The sequence below is a fragment of the Liquorilactobacillus sp. genome (assembly GCF_047719775.1).
Taxonomy (GTDB): domain Bacteria; phylum Bacillota; class Bacilli; order Lactobacillales; family Lactobacillaceae; genus Liquorilactobacillus.
In genome coordinates this window covers 19,185-38,556 of the sequence record NZ_JBDNTS010000016.1, presented here as the reverse complement: position 1 = coordinate 38,556, position 19,372 = coordinate 19,185, and the positions used below count along the sequence as shown (strand labels likewise).

At 35.5% G+C, this 19,372-nt stretch carries 19 protein-coding genes; 10 read left to right on the top strand and 9 right to left on the bottom strand.

The window, feature by feature from the left end; translation table 11 throughout:
- Nucleotides 1–21 precede the first annotated feature (21 nt).
- Complete coding sequence (locus tag ABF682_RS09095; RefSeq protein WP_415619606.1) at nucleotides 22–1,404, top strand: TrkH family potassium uptake protein; 1,383 nt, start codon at nucleotides 22–24, stop codon at nucleotides 1,402–1,404.
- 102 nt (nucleotides 1,405–1,506) lie between these two features.
- On the top strand, nucleotides 1,507–2,679 hold the full coding sequence (locus ABF682_RS09090) for a class I SAM-dependent methyltransferase (protein WP_415619605.1): 1,173 nt from the start codon (nucleotides 1,507–1,509) through the stop codon (nucleotides 2,677–2,679).
- Nucleotides 2,680–2,841: 162 nt separating this feature from the next.
- Here ABF682_RS09090 and ABF682_RS09085 read toward each other — a convergent pair whose 3' ends face one another.
- Nucleotides 2,842–3,204: a winged helix-turn-helix transcriptional regulator gene (locus ABF682_RS09085; RefSeq protein WP_415619604.1), complete on the bottom strand. Its 363-nt coding sequence runs from the start codon at nucleotides 3,202–3,204 to the stop codon at nucleotides 2,842–2,844.
- A gap of 190 nt (nucleotides 3,205–3,394) precedes the next feature.
- On the opposite strand from ABF682_RS09085, the gene ABF682_RS09080 reads away from it, so the two are divergent.
- Nucleotides 3,395–4,414: a zinc-binding alcohol dehydrogenase family protein gene (locus tag ABF682_RS09080; protein ID WP_415619619.1), complete on the top strand. Its 1,020-nt coding sequence runs from the start codon at nucleotides 3,395–3,397 to the stop codon at nucleotides 4,412–4,414.
- Between the two features lie 284 nt (nucleotides 4,415–4,698).
- On the opposite strand, the gene ABF682_RS09075 is transcribed toward ABF682_RS09080, so the two are convergent.
- Nucleotides 4,699–5,955: an MFS transporter gene (locus ABF682_RS09075; protein ID WP_415619603.1), complete on the bottom strand. Its 1,257-nt coding sequence runs from the start codon at nucleotides 5,953–5,955 to the stop codon at nucleotides 4,699–4,701.
- Nucleotides 5,956–6,445: 490 nt separating this feature from the next.
- Between ABF682_RS09075 and ABF682_RS09070 the strand changes: the two genes are divergently transcribed.
- Together ABF682_RS09070 and ABF682_RS09065 are read left to right on the top strand one after the other, a co-directional pair.
- The gene (locus tag ABF682_RS09070) at nucleotides 6,446–6,724 is read left to right on the top strand and encodes a type II toxin-antitoxin system RelB/DinJ family antitoxin (RefSeq protein ID WP_289979322.1); all 279 of its coding nucleotides are present in this window, start codon (nucleotides 6,446–6,448) and stop codon (nucleotides 6,722–6,724) included.
- On the top strand, nucleotides 6,714–7,016 hold the full coding sequence (locus ABF682_RS09065) for a type II toxin-antitoxin system YafQ family toxin (protein ID WP_415619602.1): 303 nt from the start codon (nucleotides 6,714–6,716) through the stop codon (nucleotides 7,014–7,016). Before ABF682_RS09070 ends, ABF682_RS09065 begins: the two co-directional genes overlap by 11 nt.
- A 26-nt stretch (nucleotides 7,017–7,042) precedes the next feature.
- On the opposite strand, the gene ABF682_RS09060 is transcribed toward ABF682_RS09065, so the two are convergent.
- The 5 genes from ABF682_RS09060 to ABF682_RS09040 all read right to left on the bottom strand — a co-directional run bounded on the left by ABF682_RS09060 (nucleotide 7,043) and on the right by ABF682_RS09040 (nucleotide 10,642).
- Nucleotides 7,043–7,192, bottom strand: a complete 150-nt coding sequence (locus tag ABF682_RS09060; protein ID WP_415619601.1) for a hypothetical protein — start codon at nucleotides 7,190–7,192, stop codon at nucleotides 7,043–7,045.
- A gap of 239 nt (nucleotides 7,193–7,431) precedes the next feature.
- Nucleotides 7,432–8,031 carry an SAP domain-containing protein gene (locus ABF682_RS09055; RefSeq protein WP_415619600.1) on the bottom strand — a complete coding sequence of 200 codons (600 nt, stop codon included), beginning with the start codon at nucleotides 8,029–8,031 and terminating at the stop codon, nucleotides 7,432–7,434.
- A 53-nt stretch (nucleotides 8,032–8,084) separates the two neighbouring features.
- Nucleotides 8,085–9,035 (bottom strand): zinc-binding dehydrogenase, encoded by a 951-nt coding sequence (locus tag ABF682_RS09050; protein WP_289979312.1) that lies wholly within the window; start codon nucleotides 9,033–9,035, stop codon nucleotides 8,085–8,087.
- Nucleotides 9,036–9,320: 285 nt separating this feature from the next.
- Nucleotides 9,321–9,890, bottom strand: coding sequence for a cadmium resistance transporter (locus tag ABF682_RS09045; RefSeq protein ID WP_415619599.1), 570 nt, complete (start codon nucleotides 9,888–9,890; stop codon nucleotides 9,321–9,323).
- Nucleotides 9,891–10,093: 203 nt separating this feature from the next.
- Nucleotides 10,094–10,642: a GNAT family N-acetyltransferase gene (locus tag ABF682_RS09040; protein WP_415619598.1), complete on the bottom strand. Its 549-nt coding sequence runs from the start codon at nucleotides 10,640–10,642 to the stop codon at nucleotides 10,094–10,096.
- Nucleotides 10,643–10,778: 136 nt separating this feature from the next.
- Between ABF682_RS09040 and ABF682_RS09035 the strand changes: the two genes are divergently transcribed.
- Together ABF682_RS09035 and ABF682_RS09030 are read left to right on the top strand one after the other, a co-directional pair.
- A complete protein-coding gene (locus ABF682_RS09035) occupies nucleotides 10,779–10,901 on the top strand; it encodes a hypothetical protein (protein WP_289979303.1) in 123 nt (40 codons plus the stop codon).
- 134 nt (nucleotides 10,902–11,035) lie between these two features.
- Nucleotides 11,036–12,118 (top strand): Ldh family oxidoreductase, encoded by a 1,083-nt coding sequence (locus tag ABF682_RS09030; RefSeq protein ID WP_415619597.1) that lies wholly within the window; start codon nucleotides 11,036–11,038, stop codon nucleotides 12,116–12,118.
- 243 nt (nucleotides 12,119–12,361) lie between these two features.
- On the opposite strand, the gene ABF682_RS09025 is transcribed toward ABF682_RS09030, so the two are convergent.
- A complete protein-coding gene (locus ABF682_RS09025; RefSeq protein WP_415619596.1) occupies nucleotides 12,362–13,375 on the bottom strand; it encodes a lipoate--protein ligase in 1,014 nt (337 codons plus the stop codon).
- On the bottom strand, nucleotides 13,372–13,809 hold the full coding sequence (locus ABF682_RS09020) for an OsmC family protein (protein ID WP_415619595.1): 438 nt from the start codon (nucleotides 13,807–13,809) through the stop codon (nucleotides 13,372–13,374). The genes ABF682_RS09025 and ABF682_RS09020 overlap by 4 nt, the downstream gene beginning before the upstream one ends.
- Nucleotides 13,810–14,146: 337 nt before the next feature.
- Between ABF682_RS09020 and ABF682_RS09015 the strand changes: the two genes are divergently transcribed.
- From ABF682_RS09015 to ABF682_RS09005, 3 genes are read left to right on the top strand one after another with little or no spacing between them, the layout of a single operon-like run.
- Entirely contained in the window at nucleotides 14,147–15,823 is a 1,677-nt protein-coding gene (locus ABF682_RS09015) for a hypothetical protein (RefSeq protein WP_056991451.1), read from the top strand.
- A complete protein-coding gene (locus tag ABF682_RS09010) occupies nucleotides 15,787–17,526 on the top strand; it encodes a 6-pyruvoyl-tetrahydropterin synthase-related protein (protein ID WP_415619594.1) in 1,740 nt (579 codons plus the stop codon). The genes ABF682_RS09015 and ABF682_RS09010 overlap by 37 nt, the downstream gene beginning before the upstream one ends.
- Nucleotides 17,519–19,234, top strand: a complete 1,716-nt coding sequence (locus ABF682_RS09005) for a hypothetical protein (protein WP_415619593.1) — start codon at nucleotides 17,519–17,521, stop codon at nucleotides 19,232–19,234. The genes ABF682_RS09010 and ABF682_RS09005 overlap by 8 nt, the downstream gene beginning before the upstream one ends.
- Nucleotides 19,235–19,372 lie beyond the last annotated feature (138 nt).

Here is a 19,372-nt window from a genome sequence, read left to right as displayed (position 1 = left end):
TTGTAAAGGAAAGATAAGGAAATGTTTGGTATTACGACTCTTTGGACCAAGATAAGGGAAAAGTTTACCCCAATTCAATTACTGGTTTCAGTGTATTTTGGGCTGATTATAATAACCTTTTTTCTGCTATGTCTTCCGTTTTTTAAGTATTCAGGAGTAAAAGTGTCACTCCTGGATACCTTTTTTATGGCTGTCTCGACTATTAGTGTGACAGGGCTTAGTACCGTCCCCCTCCATGAAGTCTATAACGACTATGGTATATTTCTGTTAGAGTTGTTATTTCAGATAGGCGGCTTCGGGATAACAATGATAGCGACTGTTGGTATGGTTATAACTGGGCAAAGGATTTCATTGCACCAGCGGCAACTAATCCAAGTTGACATGAATCAGCCACGATTGAGCGGAACGGTTCGTTTAGTGTATTCTGTGTTTGGGTTGATGATGGCTTTGCAGTTTGTGGCAGGAGTCATATTCTCGGTATATTTATACTTGACTGATAGTCTGTATGATTTAAAAAGTGCTCTTTTTGAGGGCTTCTACATTGCCATTTCAGCTGTTACGAATGCTGGCTTTGATATCACGGGGAAATCGTTAATACCATTTCGACATGATTATATTTTCTTATTATTGGTAATTTTACTGATTCTAATTGGGGGAATTGGATTCCCAGTTCTAACAGAATTTCGTGAGTGGCTTTTTTTGAAGATTAGGACACATGGTAGGGGAAAGTATCGTTTTTCATTATTTTCCAAACTTGCTTTTTTCTTCGCAGTTATCTTTTTCGTGGTAGGTGCGGTATTAATTTTTCTGTCCGAGGTAAGCCATAGCTTTGTTAATATGCCATGGAGTGAAAAGATTATCACGTCATTATTTTATAGTGCAACAACGCGAAATGCAGGATTACAATTAGATGCACTAACTGGATTTCGGACAACAACTTTGCTATTATTTTCGATATTGATGTTTATTGGAGCTAGTCCAAGTTCAGTTGGCGGCGGTGTTCGAACAACAACAATTGGAATTTTAATGTTGTATATGGTGTCTTTTATTCGCGGGCGAAGATATGTCAATATCTTTGGAAGAAGAATTGGGCAAGATGATATTCAAAAAGCTGTGGTGGTTGTTAATTTGTCGTTAATATTATGTACTGCTGCAACTTTAATTTTGTCTTTTACTGAGAAAGCAACTTTTATTTCCTTGATCTTTGAAGTCGCTTCGGCTTTTGGAACCACCGGATTGTCATTAGGGATAACTAGTTCACTTAGTTTGGTAGGTAAATGTGTGATAATCATTTTAATGTTTGTTGGTCGTGTGGGAATGTTATATATGCTGATGTTATTTGTTTCCAAGAAGGAACAAGATTTTAATTATAAATACCCGACTGAAAAGGTTATCATTGGATAAAAAGTATTTTTTAAATGTATTGCTTAGAATTAAAGTAAAATTAGTGTTAAAATTATATTGTTTAGTGACAAAAAGTTAGTGGAAGGTAGATGACGATTCACCGTGATTGATAAGATCTTTTATAAAAAAATGTTAAGTAAATCTTTTAGTATTCCAGTACGTGTTAACTATTGGGATGGGGAAAGCGAAGTTTATGGTGAAGGAACTCCAGAAGTTACCATTACCTTTAAGGAATCCGTTCCAGTTAAGGAAATAATGCGCAATGCGTCGATTGCCTTAGGGGAAGCCTATATGGACGGAAGGATTCAGATTGATGGTTCTATCCAAAAATTAGTTAAGGCAGCTTATGATTCAGCTGAGAGCTTTTTTTATAATAGTAAGCTGAAGAAGTTTTTACCAAAGCAGTCCCATTCGGAGAAAATCAGCAAGTATGATGTTCAGAGTCATTATGATTTGGGAAATGATTTCTATAGACTGTGGCTTGATCCAACAATGACATATTCTTGTGCATATTTTGAACATAAAGATGATAACTTGGAACAGGCTCAGATGAATAAGGTACGTCATATTATTAAAAAACTAGACCCACAACAAGGGAAAACATTGTTGGATATTGGCTGTGGCTGGGGAACTTTAATGTTGACCGCTGCAAAGGAATTTGGTTTAAAAGTTGCAGGGATAACATTAAGTGAAGAACAATACAAATTTGTTAAACAAAGAATTGCCGATGAAGGTCTTGAAGACAAGGCTGAAGTATACCTTGAAGACTATCGTGAACTAAAACACGAGCCGTTTGATTACATTACTAGTGTTGGGATGTTTGAACATGTTGGTGAAGAAAATCTGGGAACTTATTTCAAAACAATTGCCAAGTATTTGAGCAATGATGGGGTTGCATTGATTCATGGAATAACTCGACAACAAGGTGGAGCATATAATGGTTGGATTAACCAGTATATTTTCCCAGGTGGATATATTCCTGGCTTGAATGAAAATTTGAAGCACATTATTGATGCAGGGATGCAAGTCTTTGATGTAGAGACATTACGACGCCATTATCAACATACACTTGAGATTTGGGATGAGAACTTTAAGAATCACGAAGATGAAATTTCAGAGAAGATGGACGAGAAATTTACTCGAATGTGGGATTTATATCTGCAAGCTTGTGCCGCCTCGTTTGAATCAGGTAATATTGATTGTATTCAATATCTGATTTCTAAGGGACCAAGTGGAAAGAACTTACCACGAACACGTGATTATATTTATGAATAGTATAGAAGAGCTAGGGTAAAATTTAACTTTTGTCCTAGCTCTTCTATTTTTACTTTACTATGAATAAACATGTTTCTAGAGTCCGTGCTATGTTCGTAATTTCAAGTTTGTACTGTTTTATTTTTGTATTCTAGTACTAAAAATCTAAGCTCATTCTAGTCACTAATTTTTAGTTACCATATTAGCTTTTGCGATTATTCTTTGATTATATAAGTTACCCCATTCTTCCATTGATTTGATTACAGGAATTAATGTTTTTCCAAAAGCAGTTAATTTGTAATCTGTTTTTGGTGGCATAACAGGATAAATCGTTTTTTCAATTACTCCATCACTTTCTAATTCTCGTAGCTGAAGAGCTAGCATTCTCCGAGAGCAATCCTGCATAGTACGTTGTAGTTCACCAAAGTGACAAACATTATTTTTGATAAAGTGATATAAAATCACTGCCTTCCATTTACCGGATATTATTTGTAAAGTGCTCTCTACTGGGCAACCTGGCTGGCAATTGTAAAGATGACGTTTCATAATTAACGCTCCTTTGACTATGATTAAAGTTAGCAGTAAAACATATATTCTTTTATACTCATAATAAAGCATTTAAATAGCATTCACTAGTGAATAATTTGTTACTAGTTACTTAAATTTCAATATTGCAGGATATTATCAGTTAATTACTATAAGATATGAAAGAAGGTAATTAACTATGAAGCAGATGATGAAAGCAATCGGATTTAAAAAGTATTTACCAATCACTGCAGAGGAGAGCTTAATTGAATTTGAAGTAGCTAAACCAATTGCAAAGGGTCATGATCTGTTAGTCAAAGTTGAGGCTGTCTCGGTTAACCCAGTAGATGTTGGTGTTAGAAAGGCAAGTCATCGTATTTTAAAAGAGCCAAAAATAATTGGTTGGGATGCTGTTGGAGTCGTGGAATCTGTGGGGGAAAATGTTACATTATTTAGAAAGGGAGAGCATGTTTTTTATGCAGGTGCTTTTAAACGTTCTGGAAGTAACAGTGAATATCAAATCGTTGATGAAAAAATTGTCGGACATGCACCAAAAAAATTGACAATAGGACAAGCAGCAGCGATGCCATTGACTTCGTTGACTGCTTGGGAAGCGTTATTTGAACAACTTGAGATTGATCCGAATGATAAGAAAAATAATGAAAAGCAAACAATTTTGATTATCAATGGTGCTGGAGGTGTTGGTTCGATTGCAACTCAATTGGCTAATTGGGCAGGACTAAATGTAATTGCAACAGCATCCAGACCGGAAACTATTGAGTGGGTCAGAAAGTTTGGAGCAGATGAAGTTGTGAATCATCGACAAGATTTGGTACAAGAAGTTAGAAAATTAGGTTATAGGTACGTTGACTACATCCTGGAATTGAATGATCTAGATGGTCATTGGGATGAGATGGCAGAAATCATTAAACCAAGTGGTAAAATAGCATCTATTACTGAAAATAAGCATCCAGTTGATTTGCGTAAATTAACAAAGAAAAGAGCAAAGTTTGCGTGGGAGTGGATGTACACAAAATCTTTTTATCAGACACCAGATATGATTACGCAGCATGAGATCTTAGATAAGATTTCATCTTTATTAGACCAAGAAATTATAAAAACTACTTTGAACAAAACACTCTCGCCAATTAATGTTGCAAATCTAAAGAGAGCTCACAAATTGGTTGAGTCTAATCATATGATTGGCAAAGTTGTTGTCAGTAATGAATAATTTTTCTAAGCAGTTTCACTTGCAGTCCTTCAAAAATATGAGAAAGATTTTATACAGCTTTCAAAGAAGACCATGGTAAAGCGTCATCGTTAAGTCAAAAATAAATGTGTGAAAAAAATAGCCTCAACCCTTTTTTATGGAGAAGGTGAACCGTACTGAAATAATTGGAATAAATTTTAATGTTTCTATGAGGGGCTGGGTCAAAAGTTAAATTTTGATTCAGTTCCTCTATTTATTCCGTATAAACGTGTTCCATAAGTCAAAATTCTCTGTCTAATTTCGAATTACTCATAGCAAAGTACAAGAACGGTTCTAAGATTACACGTCAACAATGTGTAGTGACGATCAACCAGTAAACAAATAGAACTGACTAAAAAGTTTACTAGACCACCAATCAACAAAATTTGAAAACTTGGAATACCACCTAATGCATTGATAATTAACAATCCAACAGGATATGTACCTATAGACAATGCATTATACAAAGTAAACACCTTTCCTTGATCTGCCGCTGAAACCTTATCCATCAAAACGGCATACATAGTTGCATTAACAAATGGTACAACAAATCCCGATAATAAAAGACCGATTATCCCAATATATAAATTTACTGATGCAACGATAATAATACTAACAGCTGCACCAATGTATCCGAAAGTTAAATTGCCATAATTATTCTTAAAACCACCTTTCCAAGAAAAAGTAATTCCGCCAATTAAGGTACCAACAAATAATAATGCACTTAAAAATCCATATAATGTATTACTGGTCAACGAAAAATCAAGATTCATTGCCAATTTAGATATATCTTTAATCCAATATTTTGAAGTCATTGGGAGTAAAAGGGTCACAATAAAAGGTGCAAATAGATTTCCAGAAGCATCTAGAATTGCAAGTATTTTTAAATAATTATCCGATTTTAAGATCTTAACTCCAGCAGTCAAATCTTGTATAACGGATTCACCCTTATGAGTATCTGTCGGAATAGCAAAGAAAAATAATGGAATTGAAATAATCACATATGAAATTGCATCAAGAAAGACTACCAATGAATAGCCTTGAATATTAAATAACAATGATCCTAAAATTGGGCCAAAAATTTGTGAAATTGCCAGAGTACTTTGTGCTAATCCATTAATTCGTTTAATATCAAATCTTCTAACCATTGTGCTAGTTAAACTGGTTATCAAAGGATTTTTCAAACTACTAACTAAGGATTGTGCAATTCCATAAATAATCACTTCAACCATTGTCAGACTATCAAAATAGAAGGCACTTAGGAGTAGGAAAGTTGCAATGGCCATAATAACATTAGATCCTATCAACAGTAACTTCTTATTCACTCTATCAATTAAAATTCCAGAAAATGGGGAAATAATTACTAACGGTAACATTAGTGCCATATTAACAGCGACCAATGTGTTAACTGTTCCAAATTTGTGCCAAGCCCAAACATTTAAAATATATGTCGTCATATAACTACCAATGACTGAGATGCATTCTAAAATTAATATTGTAATAAACTCTTTTTCACTCTTCATCTATAAATACTCCCATCAACAATTTAATTTAGAAAGGCAATATTTTTCAATTTTATCACTACCTGCTCCAAAGTATTAGTATAAAATTGAATGTCATCAGTTAACTTACTTGTAACTGTTTGTTCATTTGCCGTATTTTTTGAGTTACGTAACTGTTCAATTTCACTTTCAAGATATGACTCCCTTTTGATTTTCGTGAAGAAGAACCCCTTAACTTTGGAAGAGGTGTTTTGCAATGGTTAAAGAGAGTTGGTATTATGATTATTCTTTGAAATATAGACCGACAACAGATAAAGAGACACAATTCTTTTCGAGCACTATTATAAGATAGAGACTTGCTAAAGTGGCAAGGGTTCTTCTTGAGTGACCAGACAGTTGCTATGTAATAATCTCTTTCTTAGCTAATCTGGAAATTGGATAGTTGAAATAATTATAAAAAGGCAATATAATAAGTGTAATACAATGGTAAACACAAAAGGGGGGAGATTAAATGAGCAATACCGTGATTAAAAACAAGACGATTTCAACTCGCGTAACATCCGATATTAGTGAACGAGCTAAAGCTAACCTAGCGAAACAAGGGTTAACTGTTTCTGAGTATATTCGTTTATCTTTGGTTAAGGCGGCCAACAATGAAGTTCGTTTAGTTAGCTTTTTAGATTCTCCAGAAGCCTTAGCAGCTAAAAAAGAAGCAGAAACGGGTCAGGTAAAAAAGATTGGCTCCTTGACGGACTTTGATGATTGGATCGATAAGTTAGATGCAAATTAAGCAGACCAAGTCTTTCGAACGAGAATTAAAAAAATTAGCGAAAAAGCACTTTCCGATAACTATCTTGAAACCTTATTTAAAAGCAATTGATGAACAAGACGTACTTGTTTTGAGACGGATTAAAGATCATGCATTGAAAGGGCAGTGGCGTGGCTATCGTGAATTTCATCCTGCCAGATATGGAAACTATGGTAAAAATTATGATAACTGGATTGTCGTTTATCATCTAGACCATAACGAATTGGTTTTGTTATTGGTTGCAACCGGGTCGCATGAGATCTTGAATCAATAGATAAATTTGAGGGCCCTATTATTTAACTAATTTTGAATTTGCTTGATATTATAGTACTCTATCCAAGAGTTTATTACTGCGCTCAGTTCTTTTCTCACAACCGTCGCTTTAACTTCAGTACTGGTAAGGTACTCTGCAACTGCTTTAATTTTTACTTTCAGTGACACTTTTGTCATAAATAAATACCCTCAAAGTTATGTTCCAACTTTAGGGGTACACGTCAAGATGAAGCCATTTTTTAAGACATTACAACGTCGGTAAGATTTGAGCACTAACACGAAATTATGAACACAGCACATACTTTGCTATGAGTAATTTAGAGTATGTTACTTTTGAACAGGTTGTCCACTGTAGATTTCAAAACCTGCAGAAACAGGGATGTTTTCACCAGTAATATTTTAAAATTTCTAACGGATTATGGATCTTGTGTTTGTTGAGAGTACCGATGAAGCAAATCATGAGAATATTTCTTTGGTTTGTTTGTAGCTTTTACAATATTCCAAAGTATGGCAGCTGTTTTCATACGAGAATTGAAGTTTTTACTAGCAGGATCTCTATTGAAGTCCTTGACAAAATTATTCCATTGATAAGTTTGTTCCTCAGGATTATCGCTAATTTGTGTAGTATTTTCAAATTCAGTGATGAAATCTCGAATGGTATAGTCTGTCTGTTTTTGTGTTTCAACACGCCGTTTAATAATCGCCATTTCTTTTTTAAAGCTGAATTTTTTAACGTGATAATAATTAGCAAAGAAGAGACGGGCTTCGCTATTAAACTTGAAACCATCACCGATTAATCGTGTGTCGAATGTGATTTTTGTTTCTGCTGAAATTTTATTGTTATTTGTACGAAATGGGTTTATATCTGACGGGTTTGTCCCGTTCAAAAAAAGTATTAAATACTGATTTAGTTCAGCTTTTGTACCATATGTGGGGAGACCACGTTCGCGGCACAATTGTATTAATTCAGTTTTGTAAAAGTAACATTCTATTAAGTCGTCTTTCGTCAGTTGCATCTAATTCACTCCGTTATCATATTAATATTAGAATTTGCTCAAAAAGGTTATTTTCATGGTCTTAACAAGATTTTTCCAGCGCTTTTTCCAGATTCTAAATATTCATATGCCTTTTGGCCTTCAGAAAGCGGAAAGATTGTAGGCTCACTGACCCGGATCTTCCCTTTTTGAAAATAACTAAATAGCCTCTGACTACGTTTTTTTCGTTCGTCTGCACTGTTTAGATAATCCCATAAGTCTCCTGTTAGAATGCTTTTTGATTGTACTAATAATTTTAGTGGATCAATTTTAGGTGGATTTCCACCAGCCATGCCATAAAAAACAACTTTCCCCTTGTTAGTCGCAAGAGATAGACTCTGTTCAAGTGTTTTTCCTACACCGTCATAAATAGTATCAAATTTTCCTTGCAAGCTTTGACTCCACGGAGTAGTTCGCAGAAAGACTTTTACAGCTCCTTGATTAAGAGCTAAGTTCTGTTTTGCAGATGTTGAAGTAGAGCCATACACATTCATCCCATCACTGGTCAATATTTGAGACAATATTTGACCAACACCACCACTGATACCGTGAATAAATACGTTGCCACCGGGCATGTTTTTCCCAAGATCATGAGCTAAGAAATCTGCTGTTAATCCTTGCAGTCCAACAGAAGCAACTACTTTGGAATCCAGATTTTCTGGCACTCTAATTGCATTTTCAGATGGGACACTGACATATTCTGCATTGGCGAATGGTACGTCTACAAAGAAAACTTTATCTTTCAATTTTACCTCGTTGACATGATTGCCAATTGCAACAACTTCTCCTAGTGCTTCATAACCGTTGATGTAAGGCTGATGTTTTTCAATATGGTAAGTTCCGCGTCGGCGGTATATATCGGCAAAGTTTAATCCAATAAATTGGGTTTTAACTAATATTTGATTTGCATTTATTTGAGGAGAATTAATATCTCCGTATTTTAAGACAGAATTATCTCCAAAATCATTGAAATATAAAGCTTTCATATTATCACCTCGGGCTTGAAAATATATCCAGTCTCAGGATAACATAAAATCCAAATTTATCGTTGTTTTAATATTAATTCCATTTTCTTATGTTCAATGAACTGAGTAGAGGGGAGTGTGCCATAAGTCGGGAAAATTTGAGTACTAATTCGAAATTACGAAAATCGTGAGTACTTTGCTATGAGTAATTCGAAGTTAGACGGAGAGTTTTGACTTATGAAACACGTTTATACGGAATAAACAGAGAAACTGAATCAAAATTTAACTTTTGACCCAGCCCCTTATTTAAAATAAGCCAATAATATGTTGAATTAATCCTGTATCAAGCATAACAAAGAGCCCAATTAGAGTATAAATTAGTCGCGTTAATGGTGCTCCCCAACGAGTAAAAATATTTTTGATAATAGGAAGCTGACCAAAAAAATAAGCTAGAGTTAGAGTAATGGCAGTCAAGATAATAAAATAAATCATCGTCATTAGGACGCCGGTAAAAGTCATTGTTGCCAAAACTGGAACATAGACAGCTATGTTATCAGCACCGCAGCTGACTAAGTATATCAATAAGACTGCGGTAATTCCCTTTCGGCTACTTACTTGTGTTCCATCAGCATCGTCTTCACCTTTAATTCCCATATAAATCGGAATTAATCCGAGGAAGCCAATGCTCCAAGCAGGGATAAAACTTTGAATTAACTGGCCAGCAAATGCGCTAACACAGAAAATTAAGAGCATTCCTAATTCATAACCAAATAAGTTATCCTTAAAATTATATTTTTGAAGTAGAAATAATAAAATAATAAAAAAGTCCAAGTTAACGCCAATGAAAAGCATTGTGACGAGTGGCAAATTCTGCATAATATTTAATCCTTCCATAATTAGATTAATGAGCATGTATTAATATATACATATGTTATCATTATCATATGAAAGAATCAATGTATTTATGTATAGAAGAGATGCTAGCTTGTTAAAGTATTCCTTGAATTGGTGAGCTAACAGCAATGTTCGAGAAAAAGTCGGGTCAGATATCTTGTTTTAAAGAACTGAAATAGTAAGAACTAGTGTTTCTTCCATTCTTCTTTAAGTAATGACCAGACATTCTCATCATGAAAACCGTTGGCTAGCAGCTCATTTGCGCGAAGTGAGCCATCAAAATGGAAACCAGCTTTTTTTGCAACTTGATTACTGCGTGCATTCTCTACTGCTGCATGAATTTCAATTTTATGAATATCATAGTCTGCAAACCCAAGCGTACATATTCCAGCAACGGCTCGATGGATAATCCCGTTACCTACATGTTTGGTTCCTAACCAATAACCTATATCTGCACATTGATTTGTTATATTAAATTTATTGAAGCTGATCATTCCTGCAGGTGTACCTTTGTACAGAATAACCGTATTCAATGAGTGTTCACTACCAAAGTTCTTTAAGACACTTGTGAGGAACTTTTCTTCATCTACGACACTTTTCATTATGGGAACCCAAGGCAGCCAAACCTGTAATTCTTTTCGACTTTCTTCAATAATTTGAAAAAGAGGTTCAGCGTCGATTTTGGGTCTGGGCAGTGCTAGACTAACTTCAGAATCAATTTTGTATGCAAACATATACTTCACTCCTTAAAAAATATTAATTTTAGTGTACGCTATCCAGTACCAGAATTTCAATTAATTTTTTACGATTGACAACTATTAGAATTTGGTTTTTAATGACCATAAATAACTGTTGAGAAGAGATTCAGTCTTGTTATTTTTTAAGAGAGCACTGGCAGCTGAAAAGGTGCAGATAGCGACTGATGAAAATGAGCTCAAATTACTGTTGAATGGTGCAAGCTGTTCGATCGGCGGAATCCGTTATCATTTTTGACAATTTATGTCGTTGAGGTTTATCAATTGATAAACGAAGAGCAAGTGGTACCACGGTCAACCCGTCTTGCACTATGAAAATAGTGTTGAACGGGCTTTTTTGGTTGTTTAAAAATAAAGAAAGAAGTGTTTTTTATGCGAATTACTGCTGCAGCTGAAACTGAATTTTTAGAAAAAGTTTTTCAAAAAGCTGGGTTTTCTGCTACTGATGGTACTTTATTAGCGGATACCTTGGTGGATGCGGATTTAAGAGGAATATCTTCTCATGGGATTCAAAGACTTGATTGGTACATTCGAATGGTTCAAGATGGGACCATCAAACCGCAAAATCAAGTCAAAACTCTAAAGGAAACGGACACTAGCCTATTGCTTGATGCCAATGGAAATATGGGGCAGATTGCATCTGCATTAGCAATTAACAGCTTAATTAAAAAAGCCAAAACCACTAATATTGCCATGGCTGTTATTCGCAATTCAAATCATTTTGGAACTGCGGGGTACTATTCTCGTCTAGCCGCTAAAGAAGGTTTGATTGGGATTTCAACCACTAATACACGGCCGCTTGTTGTACCAACCAATGCAATTGAAGCTTTCTTGGGTTCAAATGCTTTTGCTTTTACCTTTCCAGCTGACCCGCATCCCTTTGTTTTTGATGGAGCTACGTCAAGTGTCTCCAGTGGTAAAATTATGGTTTTGGCTAAAAATCAAAAACCAATTTTGGGTGAATGGGCTGTTGATGGTGAGCGAAATATCATTCACGATTCGAAAAAAGCTGCTGAAATTTTATCCGAAGTTGCTTTTACGGAGCATCAATCTGGCGGTGGAGTGTTAACTCTTGGTGGCAATCGAGAAGAAAATTCAAACTACAAGGGTTTTGGTAACTCGCTAGTTGTTGAATTGTTAACGGGTATCTTAGCTCAAGGTTCAATTTCGGCTGATACCAATACCGGTAAGCACGATTTCAGTCAATTCTTTATGGTTATCAATCCGGCCTTCTTTGGTGATTTAGCAACTTTGAAAGCTAACGCCGAGAAGATGTTTGAACGTATCCGGAACTTAGATCATATCCCAGGGACACACATTATGATTCCTGGTGACCGTGAATATCGTAATTACGATCATAATTCAAAACACGGTGTTGTTATTGATCCGAAAACTACCCAGGAAATTACGGCAATTGCTGAAAAATTTGCGATTGAATTGCCACAAGCACTTTAAAAGTAATATACAAAAGAGCCACAATTACACTGAATCTACAAAAAGTTCAAGACTGAGTCAGGTCAAAAACTACATTTTGATCGGGCTTTTTTCTTGAACTCAGATAAACGTGATTCATAATTTAAAATTCTCCGTCTAACTTCGAATTACTTATAGTAAAAATAGTGACTTCCAAAATCCAACTTTTTTGGAAGTCACTATTTTTATCAATTTATGGTACACACCCTCTGCTTTTTTGTGCAGTTATTCTTGCCGTACCAGCAAATCAATAATTGACTGGTGCTCAATCTTACCAAAATAGGGCTGTAACTCCACATTAGTCAACGCTTGCGTGATTGCTTGACGTTCATAACGGACGCCAATTAATTTTGCGGCAAACTGTTTAACATCAGCCTGACCTAAAAAGTCGCCATAGACTTGCAGATAACTGATACAGCCATGTTCAATCTGCAAGCGAAAGTCAATCGTTCCTTGAGTAAAATGCTGGCGCTGCTGAATTGCAGCCAGTGGGGAACTTCCATAGACCCAATTCCAATTGCTGAAAAATTTTTGATTAATGGCATTAACAGCCTGCTTGGCAGTATCATCTAAAAGATATTCGTTAGCTTGTTTCAAATCGGATACTTGCAAAATTTTTTGTGCCAGCGTATCACGAAATTCTTCAATTGTTAGCTGCTGATATTCTGGAGTGAAAAACGGTTTGAGGTTGGTAACCCGGCTATGAACCGACTTAATTCCCTTAGCTGCAATCTTATCTTGCGGTACATTCAATGCTTTTTCAATGACACTTAAATCAACATTATACATTAATGTTCCATGAGAAAACATCCGTCCGTGCTGCAGCCGCATAGCATTACCTGAAAACTTTTTACCATCAATCTGCAAGTCATTCCTACCAACTAGTTTTGCCCCAGTTGCTCCCATTTCATGTAAAGCGGTGATTACCGGCGCAGTAAACTTTGAAAAGTCGCCATTGGAATGACCATCATCCTTAGTAATAAAACTAAAACTAACATTTCCTAGGTCATCAAAGACTGCACCACCACCAGAAGTGCGCCTAGTAACAATTATCTGTTGCTGGCGAACGTATTCCAAATTCACTTCTTCGTAAACATTTTGATTGCGGCCAAGGATAATACAGGGAGAGTTAATGTAAAAATACAGAATTGGTTCCTGCAAATCAGAGTGTTCCAGTAAATATGTTTCCAAAGCTAAATTATAGCGAATATCTCGCTGATCAGTTACCAAGTACTTCATTTGAATTCCCCCTCAAAGCCAAATTCATCAACTAATTCAACGCTGACATTTGAATTGCTAATTAGTAATTTAGCAACTGGACAGCGTTGTTCGCAAATTGCTAAAATTTCTTGTGCTTCTTGTCGGTTCACTTGGGGCAGTCTAACTTGCGCACGCAGCCAAAATTGAAATCCTTGATAGTCGCGGCCCATGTCGACTGCTACCCGAACAACAGCTTGATGCGACAGATTCCGTCGCTTTTCCTCTGCTTCAAGTGTGGCATTCAGACATGTTGCTAGTGCTGCTCCAAGCAGTTGCTCGGGGTTAGTCCCAGGGACAGCTTTCAAGGGGCTGCTCGTTAATTGATTAAATTCACCGCCGGTTAGTGAACGGACATGGCCAGCAATCCCAGCTTTATTTTCAATTTCGGTATGATAGAGTGATTTTCGTTCCATAAAAGTCTCACCTCGATATAATGATTTCGGTTACATTCGTCATTATTATATCAAATTTATTTATATTCAGCTTAATTTTTTCACTGCAGGTGTGAAATAGTGCAGCCAATTCCTTTTTGTTGCTGAGTCTACTAGACAAAAAGAGTAGTTACTGACAAGCAGTAATAAAAATGACAGGTTCTTAAAGAATGTTTACTCAAATAATGGTTAAAAGTTCATAAAACGTTCATAAAATCAATGATATATTGGCTTATCTTTATAATCGGATACCGCTTTTGATAACGGTAAAGCTCTATGTTACTATTAAATGTAATAAAAAATGAAAAGGATACGGTTCATGATTATCTATAAGCACATTAGGAAATGGCAAAGAGTATATGTTATACTTCTTTTTTTTATTTTAGCAATCATCACAACAGTTCCTGCCTTTTTAGGCGATTATTTTAAAGTTACTTATGATGGTGGAGTTCATTTAACGAGATGGGAGGCAGTTTATCAGGCACTAAAGCATGGAAAATTACCAGTATTGGTTAATTTTATTGGATTCCAAGGAATCTCAAATGCATATACAGGTCTTTATCCTTGGGTTACAAGTCTGCTCTTTATTTTACCGCGCTTTATTTTTACCGCTAACCCGATTGCAGCATTGTTTTGCGGTTTTGTATTATTGAATTTTTTGACACAAATTGCAGCCTATTTTATGATGCGTGAATTTACAGCTAGTAAACTGATTAATTTAGTGGGTGTGTGTTTCTACCAGTTCAGTGCATATCACATGGGAATAATGTTTGCCCGCAATGCAATGGGGGAAGCGATAGCGTACGCAATTTTACCGGTGGTGCTGACTGGTTGTCTCAGAATCTGGAGACGTGAAAGATGGGGCGGGCTTGTTCTTGGAGCGGGAATGGGGGCGTTGATAAATACCCATATTTTGTCAGTGTTAATCGTTTGTACGCTGCTAACAATCGCAGAAGTTGTACGAGTTTTCACAAGGAAAATTAACTTAGGTGAACTGCACCTTTTCTGTATGGCTGTTGGAATTGCTGTGTTGACCAGTCTATATACAATCGTCAATATTTTGACACTGTATATGAATAATAGGAACATAAATACTCCAGGTCATGGCTTATCTCCTGTAGGTGGTTGGCAGGTACTGCAAGCCTTGTTTGCTAATAGTATTGAAGATACGCCAATCATTTTTAATATTGGCTTAGTTGAAACGGGAATGCTGATATTTTTAGGAATAATGATGTTAGTCAAACACAGTGGCAACTGGCGTTTTTGGACAATGATTGCCTTAGGAATATTTTTCTGTACATTAAGCTGGCTGCCACTCCAAAAAAGTATTTTTGTTAATTCTTTTTTTGGCAATATTCAGTTTTTAGGGAGAATGCTTGCTTTTGTATCGCTCTTTCTTGCTGTAAGTGTAACTGTGTTCTTTGAAGAAAACAAAGTTTTAGATAACAATAAAATCGTTTTATCTGTCTTGTTAATCCCACTAGTATTAATGAGTATCTCTGCGGTATACAGCTATCATATAACGAAGAATGATGACCCAACTCGCTACTATATCAGCACATCGAAAGAGTACAAGAAATTGGTGAACAAGCAGGCAACTGGTGGTGATTATATTATTAATTATTCACAAGTTAAAGGCAAAGTCAGTACGGTAGCAAATCTAAAAAAGATAGAGAAGTATAATAGCCTGAGCTTTGATTTTAATAATACAAGTCAAAACAAGAAGGAACGTAATTTCTTATTAGTTATATATAAGGGCTTGAGTTATCATATCAGTGTAAATCATAAAAAAGTAAACGCAAGTGCTCCAATTTTTAGAACAATCTTAAAGCCAGGAATAAACCATATTAAGATTAGTATGGCTGCAGGAATAAGGGAGTATTTGACATTCAGCATAATGTTATTAAGCAATATCATTGTTTTTTATATTTTATTGTTTAGAGGAAAGGGTATTAGAATATGCGGCAAAAAAGAATTTTTCAAAAAGCAGCACTAGTTGTATTATTTGCAGCGTTATCTCTTGTATATGTTGCGCTAGCATGGCATACCAAGACTATCTTAGTCGGGGATGATCGAATATTCCACATGGAGAGATTGGAAGAAGCATATAAGGACATAAGCAACGGTCATTTTATTTCGATGATTTTAACGTATAGTTTTGGAAAAGTTGGGCAAGCAATTAACACTTACTATCCTTGGGGAAATCTATTATTTTATGTGCCAATTAGAGTTTTTTTGAAGAATCCGATTACGGCCTATTACATCTATCTGGTATTAGAGCAGTTTTTAGGTTTAGCTTTAGCATATGTGTTTGCACATCGGTTGATGAAAAGAAAAGATGCAGCCATTGTTTTTTCAATTCTGCTTCGTTTTTCAGTATATATCATGTTTAATGACTTTGGCAGAGCTGATATTGGTGAGGCCTGGGCGTTTGTCTTTGTACCGTTAGCATTTCTAGGGTTATACCAACTTTTAAAAGGGAATTACTACTATGGATCAATCTATCTTGTACTAGGGCTAAGTGCTGAAATGTATTGTCATATTTTGACTACCATATTTACAATCGGATTGTTATTAGTAGTGTATTTATTAACATTCAAGTATCAGACGGAAAAGAAAAACGTTTTGATAACGAGCCTGATTAGTGCAGCCTTATTCGTGTTATCAACGGCCGCCGTGACTATCCCTATTATTCGTCAGTTAGGTGTCCGCACAGTTATACCAACAGCATCGTTTTTCACTGAAAAAGAAATTAGTTTTAATAGTTTGGTTTCTCTATCATTCGGCAATACCTTGGGACAAGGATTACCAAATGTTGGACTGGCAATCCTTGTAATTGCCTTGGTAGGTTTTATTGGTTTAAAAAACAGTAATTTTTGGGAGACGTACTCGTATATTTTAGGTGTATTGCTGTTGCTGTGCAGTACCTTATTGTTTCCATGGTATATATTTAAAAATACACCGGTTGCACATATTCAGTTCATGTGGCGCTTGTTGCCCTTTGCGACCTTCTTTCTTGCTCTGTATGGCTCTGCCAAGATATGCAGTCTATATTCTTGGCGATTCAATGGCTTCAAATTAGTTATTTTAAATATTTCTCTTGTGGTGCTAGCATTGGGATCGATTGAGGGCTTTATAACTACACAATCCAAAAATAATGCGATAGCAAAAACTGCAACCAACTTTATGGTGCCTTATGCGTACCGATTAAACGCAAAAGGGTATTTAAATTCATTGTCACTAAATCAAGCAGCAGCGGAATCAGCCCGATATGAGGATTATGTCCCATACGCAGCCAACACAGTTAGAGAAAAGGTTTTTAATCATCAGGTTATTGTAAATGAACATAAGTATTATTTAAGTGCTAGTTCAATCGTCTCGGGGTATCAGCAAGTAACATATAGTATTGATAATTTGGAGAATAAGAGCTCTAGGATCGTCCTCCCTTTTTTTATCTACAACTCGAAAGACTATGTGGCTTATGTCAATGGTAAGGAAACACCACTTCATGCAAGTAAACATTCTTTGGCACTTGTTTATGTAAAGAATAAGCGCAGCGCGACGATAACAGTCAAATATCAGACGCCAGTGTTATATTTTGTTGCCAGATTGATATCTGGAACAATCATCTTGCTGCTGGTGTTCGGGATGATCTATCTAAAACTGAAAAGGATGAAGAAGAGTGGTCAAAATGAATAAAGCTTCAAATACACAAAAACAATTATGCGCAATCTTAATTTGTCTAGTAGCAAGTGTAGTGATTATGGTACCTTATTTCTGTGCCAATTCTCTCCATGCAGGAGTGGACATGTCATTTCACCTTAACCGAATATATGATTTGGCACAGAATATTAAACATGGCAAGCTTTTCTCATACATCGAGACTTACGCAATGAATCAGGTAGGAACACCGATTAATATGGTATATGGTGTTTTGCCTGTTTATCCATTGGCGTTAGCCTTGTTAGTGATTAGTGACCCCATTTTGGCAATCTATGTTGGATGGTGTTCAATAGTATTTATATCAATGCTTATTTCGTATTTCTGTGGCCTAAAATATTGGTATGGCAATAAAAAGAAAGCCCTAATTTTTTCTTTTGTCTATGTTTTATCAGCATATAATTTTAGTTGGATGTTTCTAACCTTTGATGTTGGTCAAACTGCGGGATATGTCTTCTTACCGCTAATTGGATACGGAACGTACAGTATCTTTTTTAGGAAAAAGGCAGAATGGCTCTTGCTAGCATTTGGTATGACGGGTGTTATTTATTCACATATATTGAGTTTCTTGATGTACTTAGTTGTAGTAATGTTAATTATTGCAATTGCATTATTTACAGCCAGCAATTTCTGGCGAAAGTTGAAATATATTGTTTATACAGGGATTGCGACACTGCTAATGACTTCATTTTACTGGGGTACATTGTTTACAATATATACAAGTAATCACCTGTTCATCACCAAGTCCGGTACGCTTTCAACAGCGGGTACAGGTTTAGGAGACGCCATAATAAATGCGTTAAATAATGATGAATCAGTGGGAGCTTTACTGGTAATAACGACGATTATGGGGTTATTCTTATGGAAAAAGCAGAGTGTTACTAATAGAATTATTGGCATGATTGGTGTCATTTTTTTTATTGCAACGACAAGTGTTTTTGAATCAATTTGGAATTTCGTCAATAAGACACCGATTGTTGTTCTTCAATGGACTGGCAGAATTTTGTGTATCTCGAATTTCTTTCTAGCAATATTTGCTGTTGAGACACTTTGGATTCTTATCTCAAAGACAAAATATGTTCAGCGCTGGACGATTGTTGTCTTTGCGCTAGTTGTAATCTCATTATTAAGCACCTCGTATAGTTTCTTAAACACACGTACAACTCAGACTGTAATTGACTATAAACCTAGCAGTGAAAAAGCATTGCCCTTTTCAAATTATCAAATAACTTCAAAACGGGGTTTTAATTATATGGTGAGAGGCTTTAATGAAGGGGTAGGTTCCATTGATTATTGGCCATATACAAGCATGAAAAAGTACATGGTTGAGATTCAAGAACACGTGGCTTTGATAGGTGGGCAAAAGCAAAAGATTACATCACATAGTATTTCAAATGGAATTATTTATAAAATATATGCCTCTAAAAATAATGTGTCCGCAGATTTGCCTTTTTTGAATTATAATTCATATCTAGTTACTATTAACGGGAAAAAGGCCGCTTATACCAAAACAAAGCGTAACACAATTGGTGTGGTGTTAAAGAAGGGCAACAATAAGATTAGCATAGTATACAAAACTTCAGTTATTATTAAAATAGCCGAATTTGTTTCATGGATTACCGTGGTAATATTAGTTCTTCCTAAAATTATCAAAGGCCTAAAAAATTATAAAAAAATAGACAAATAAAAGAAAGGAGAGTGTGCCATAAGTCGGGGAATTATGAAACACGTTTATACGGAATAAATAAAGCAACTGAATCAAAAGTTAAATTTAGATTCAGCTGCTTTATTTTGGTGTTTTTGGATAAATGTATTTCTGAAACTT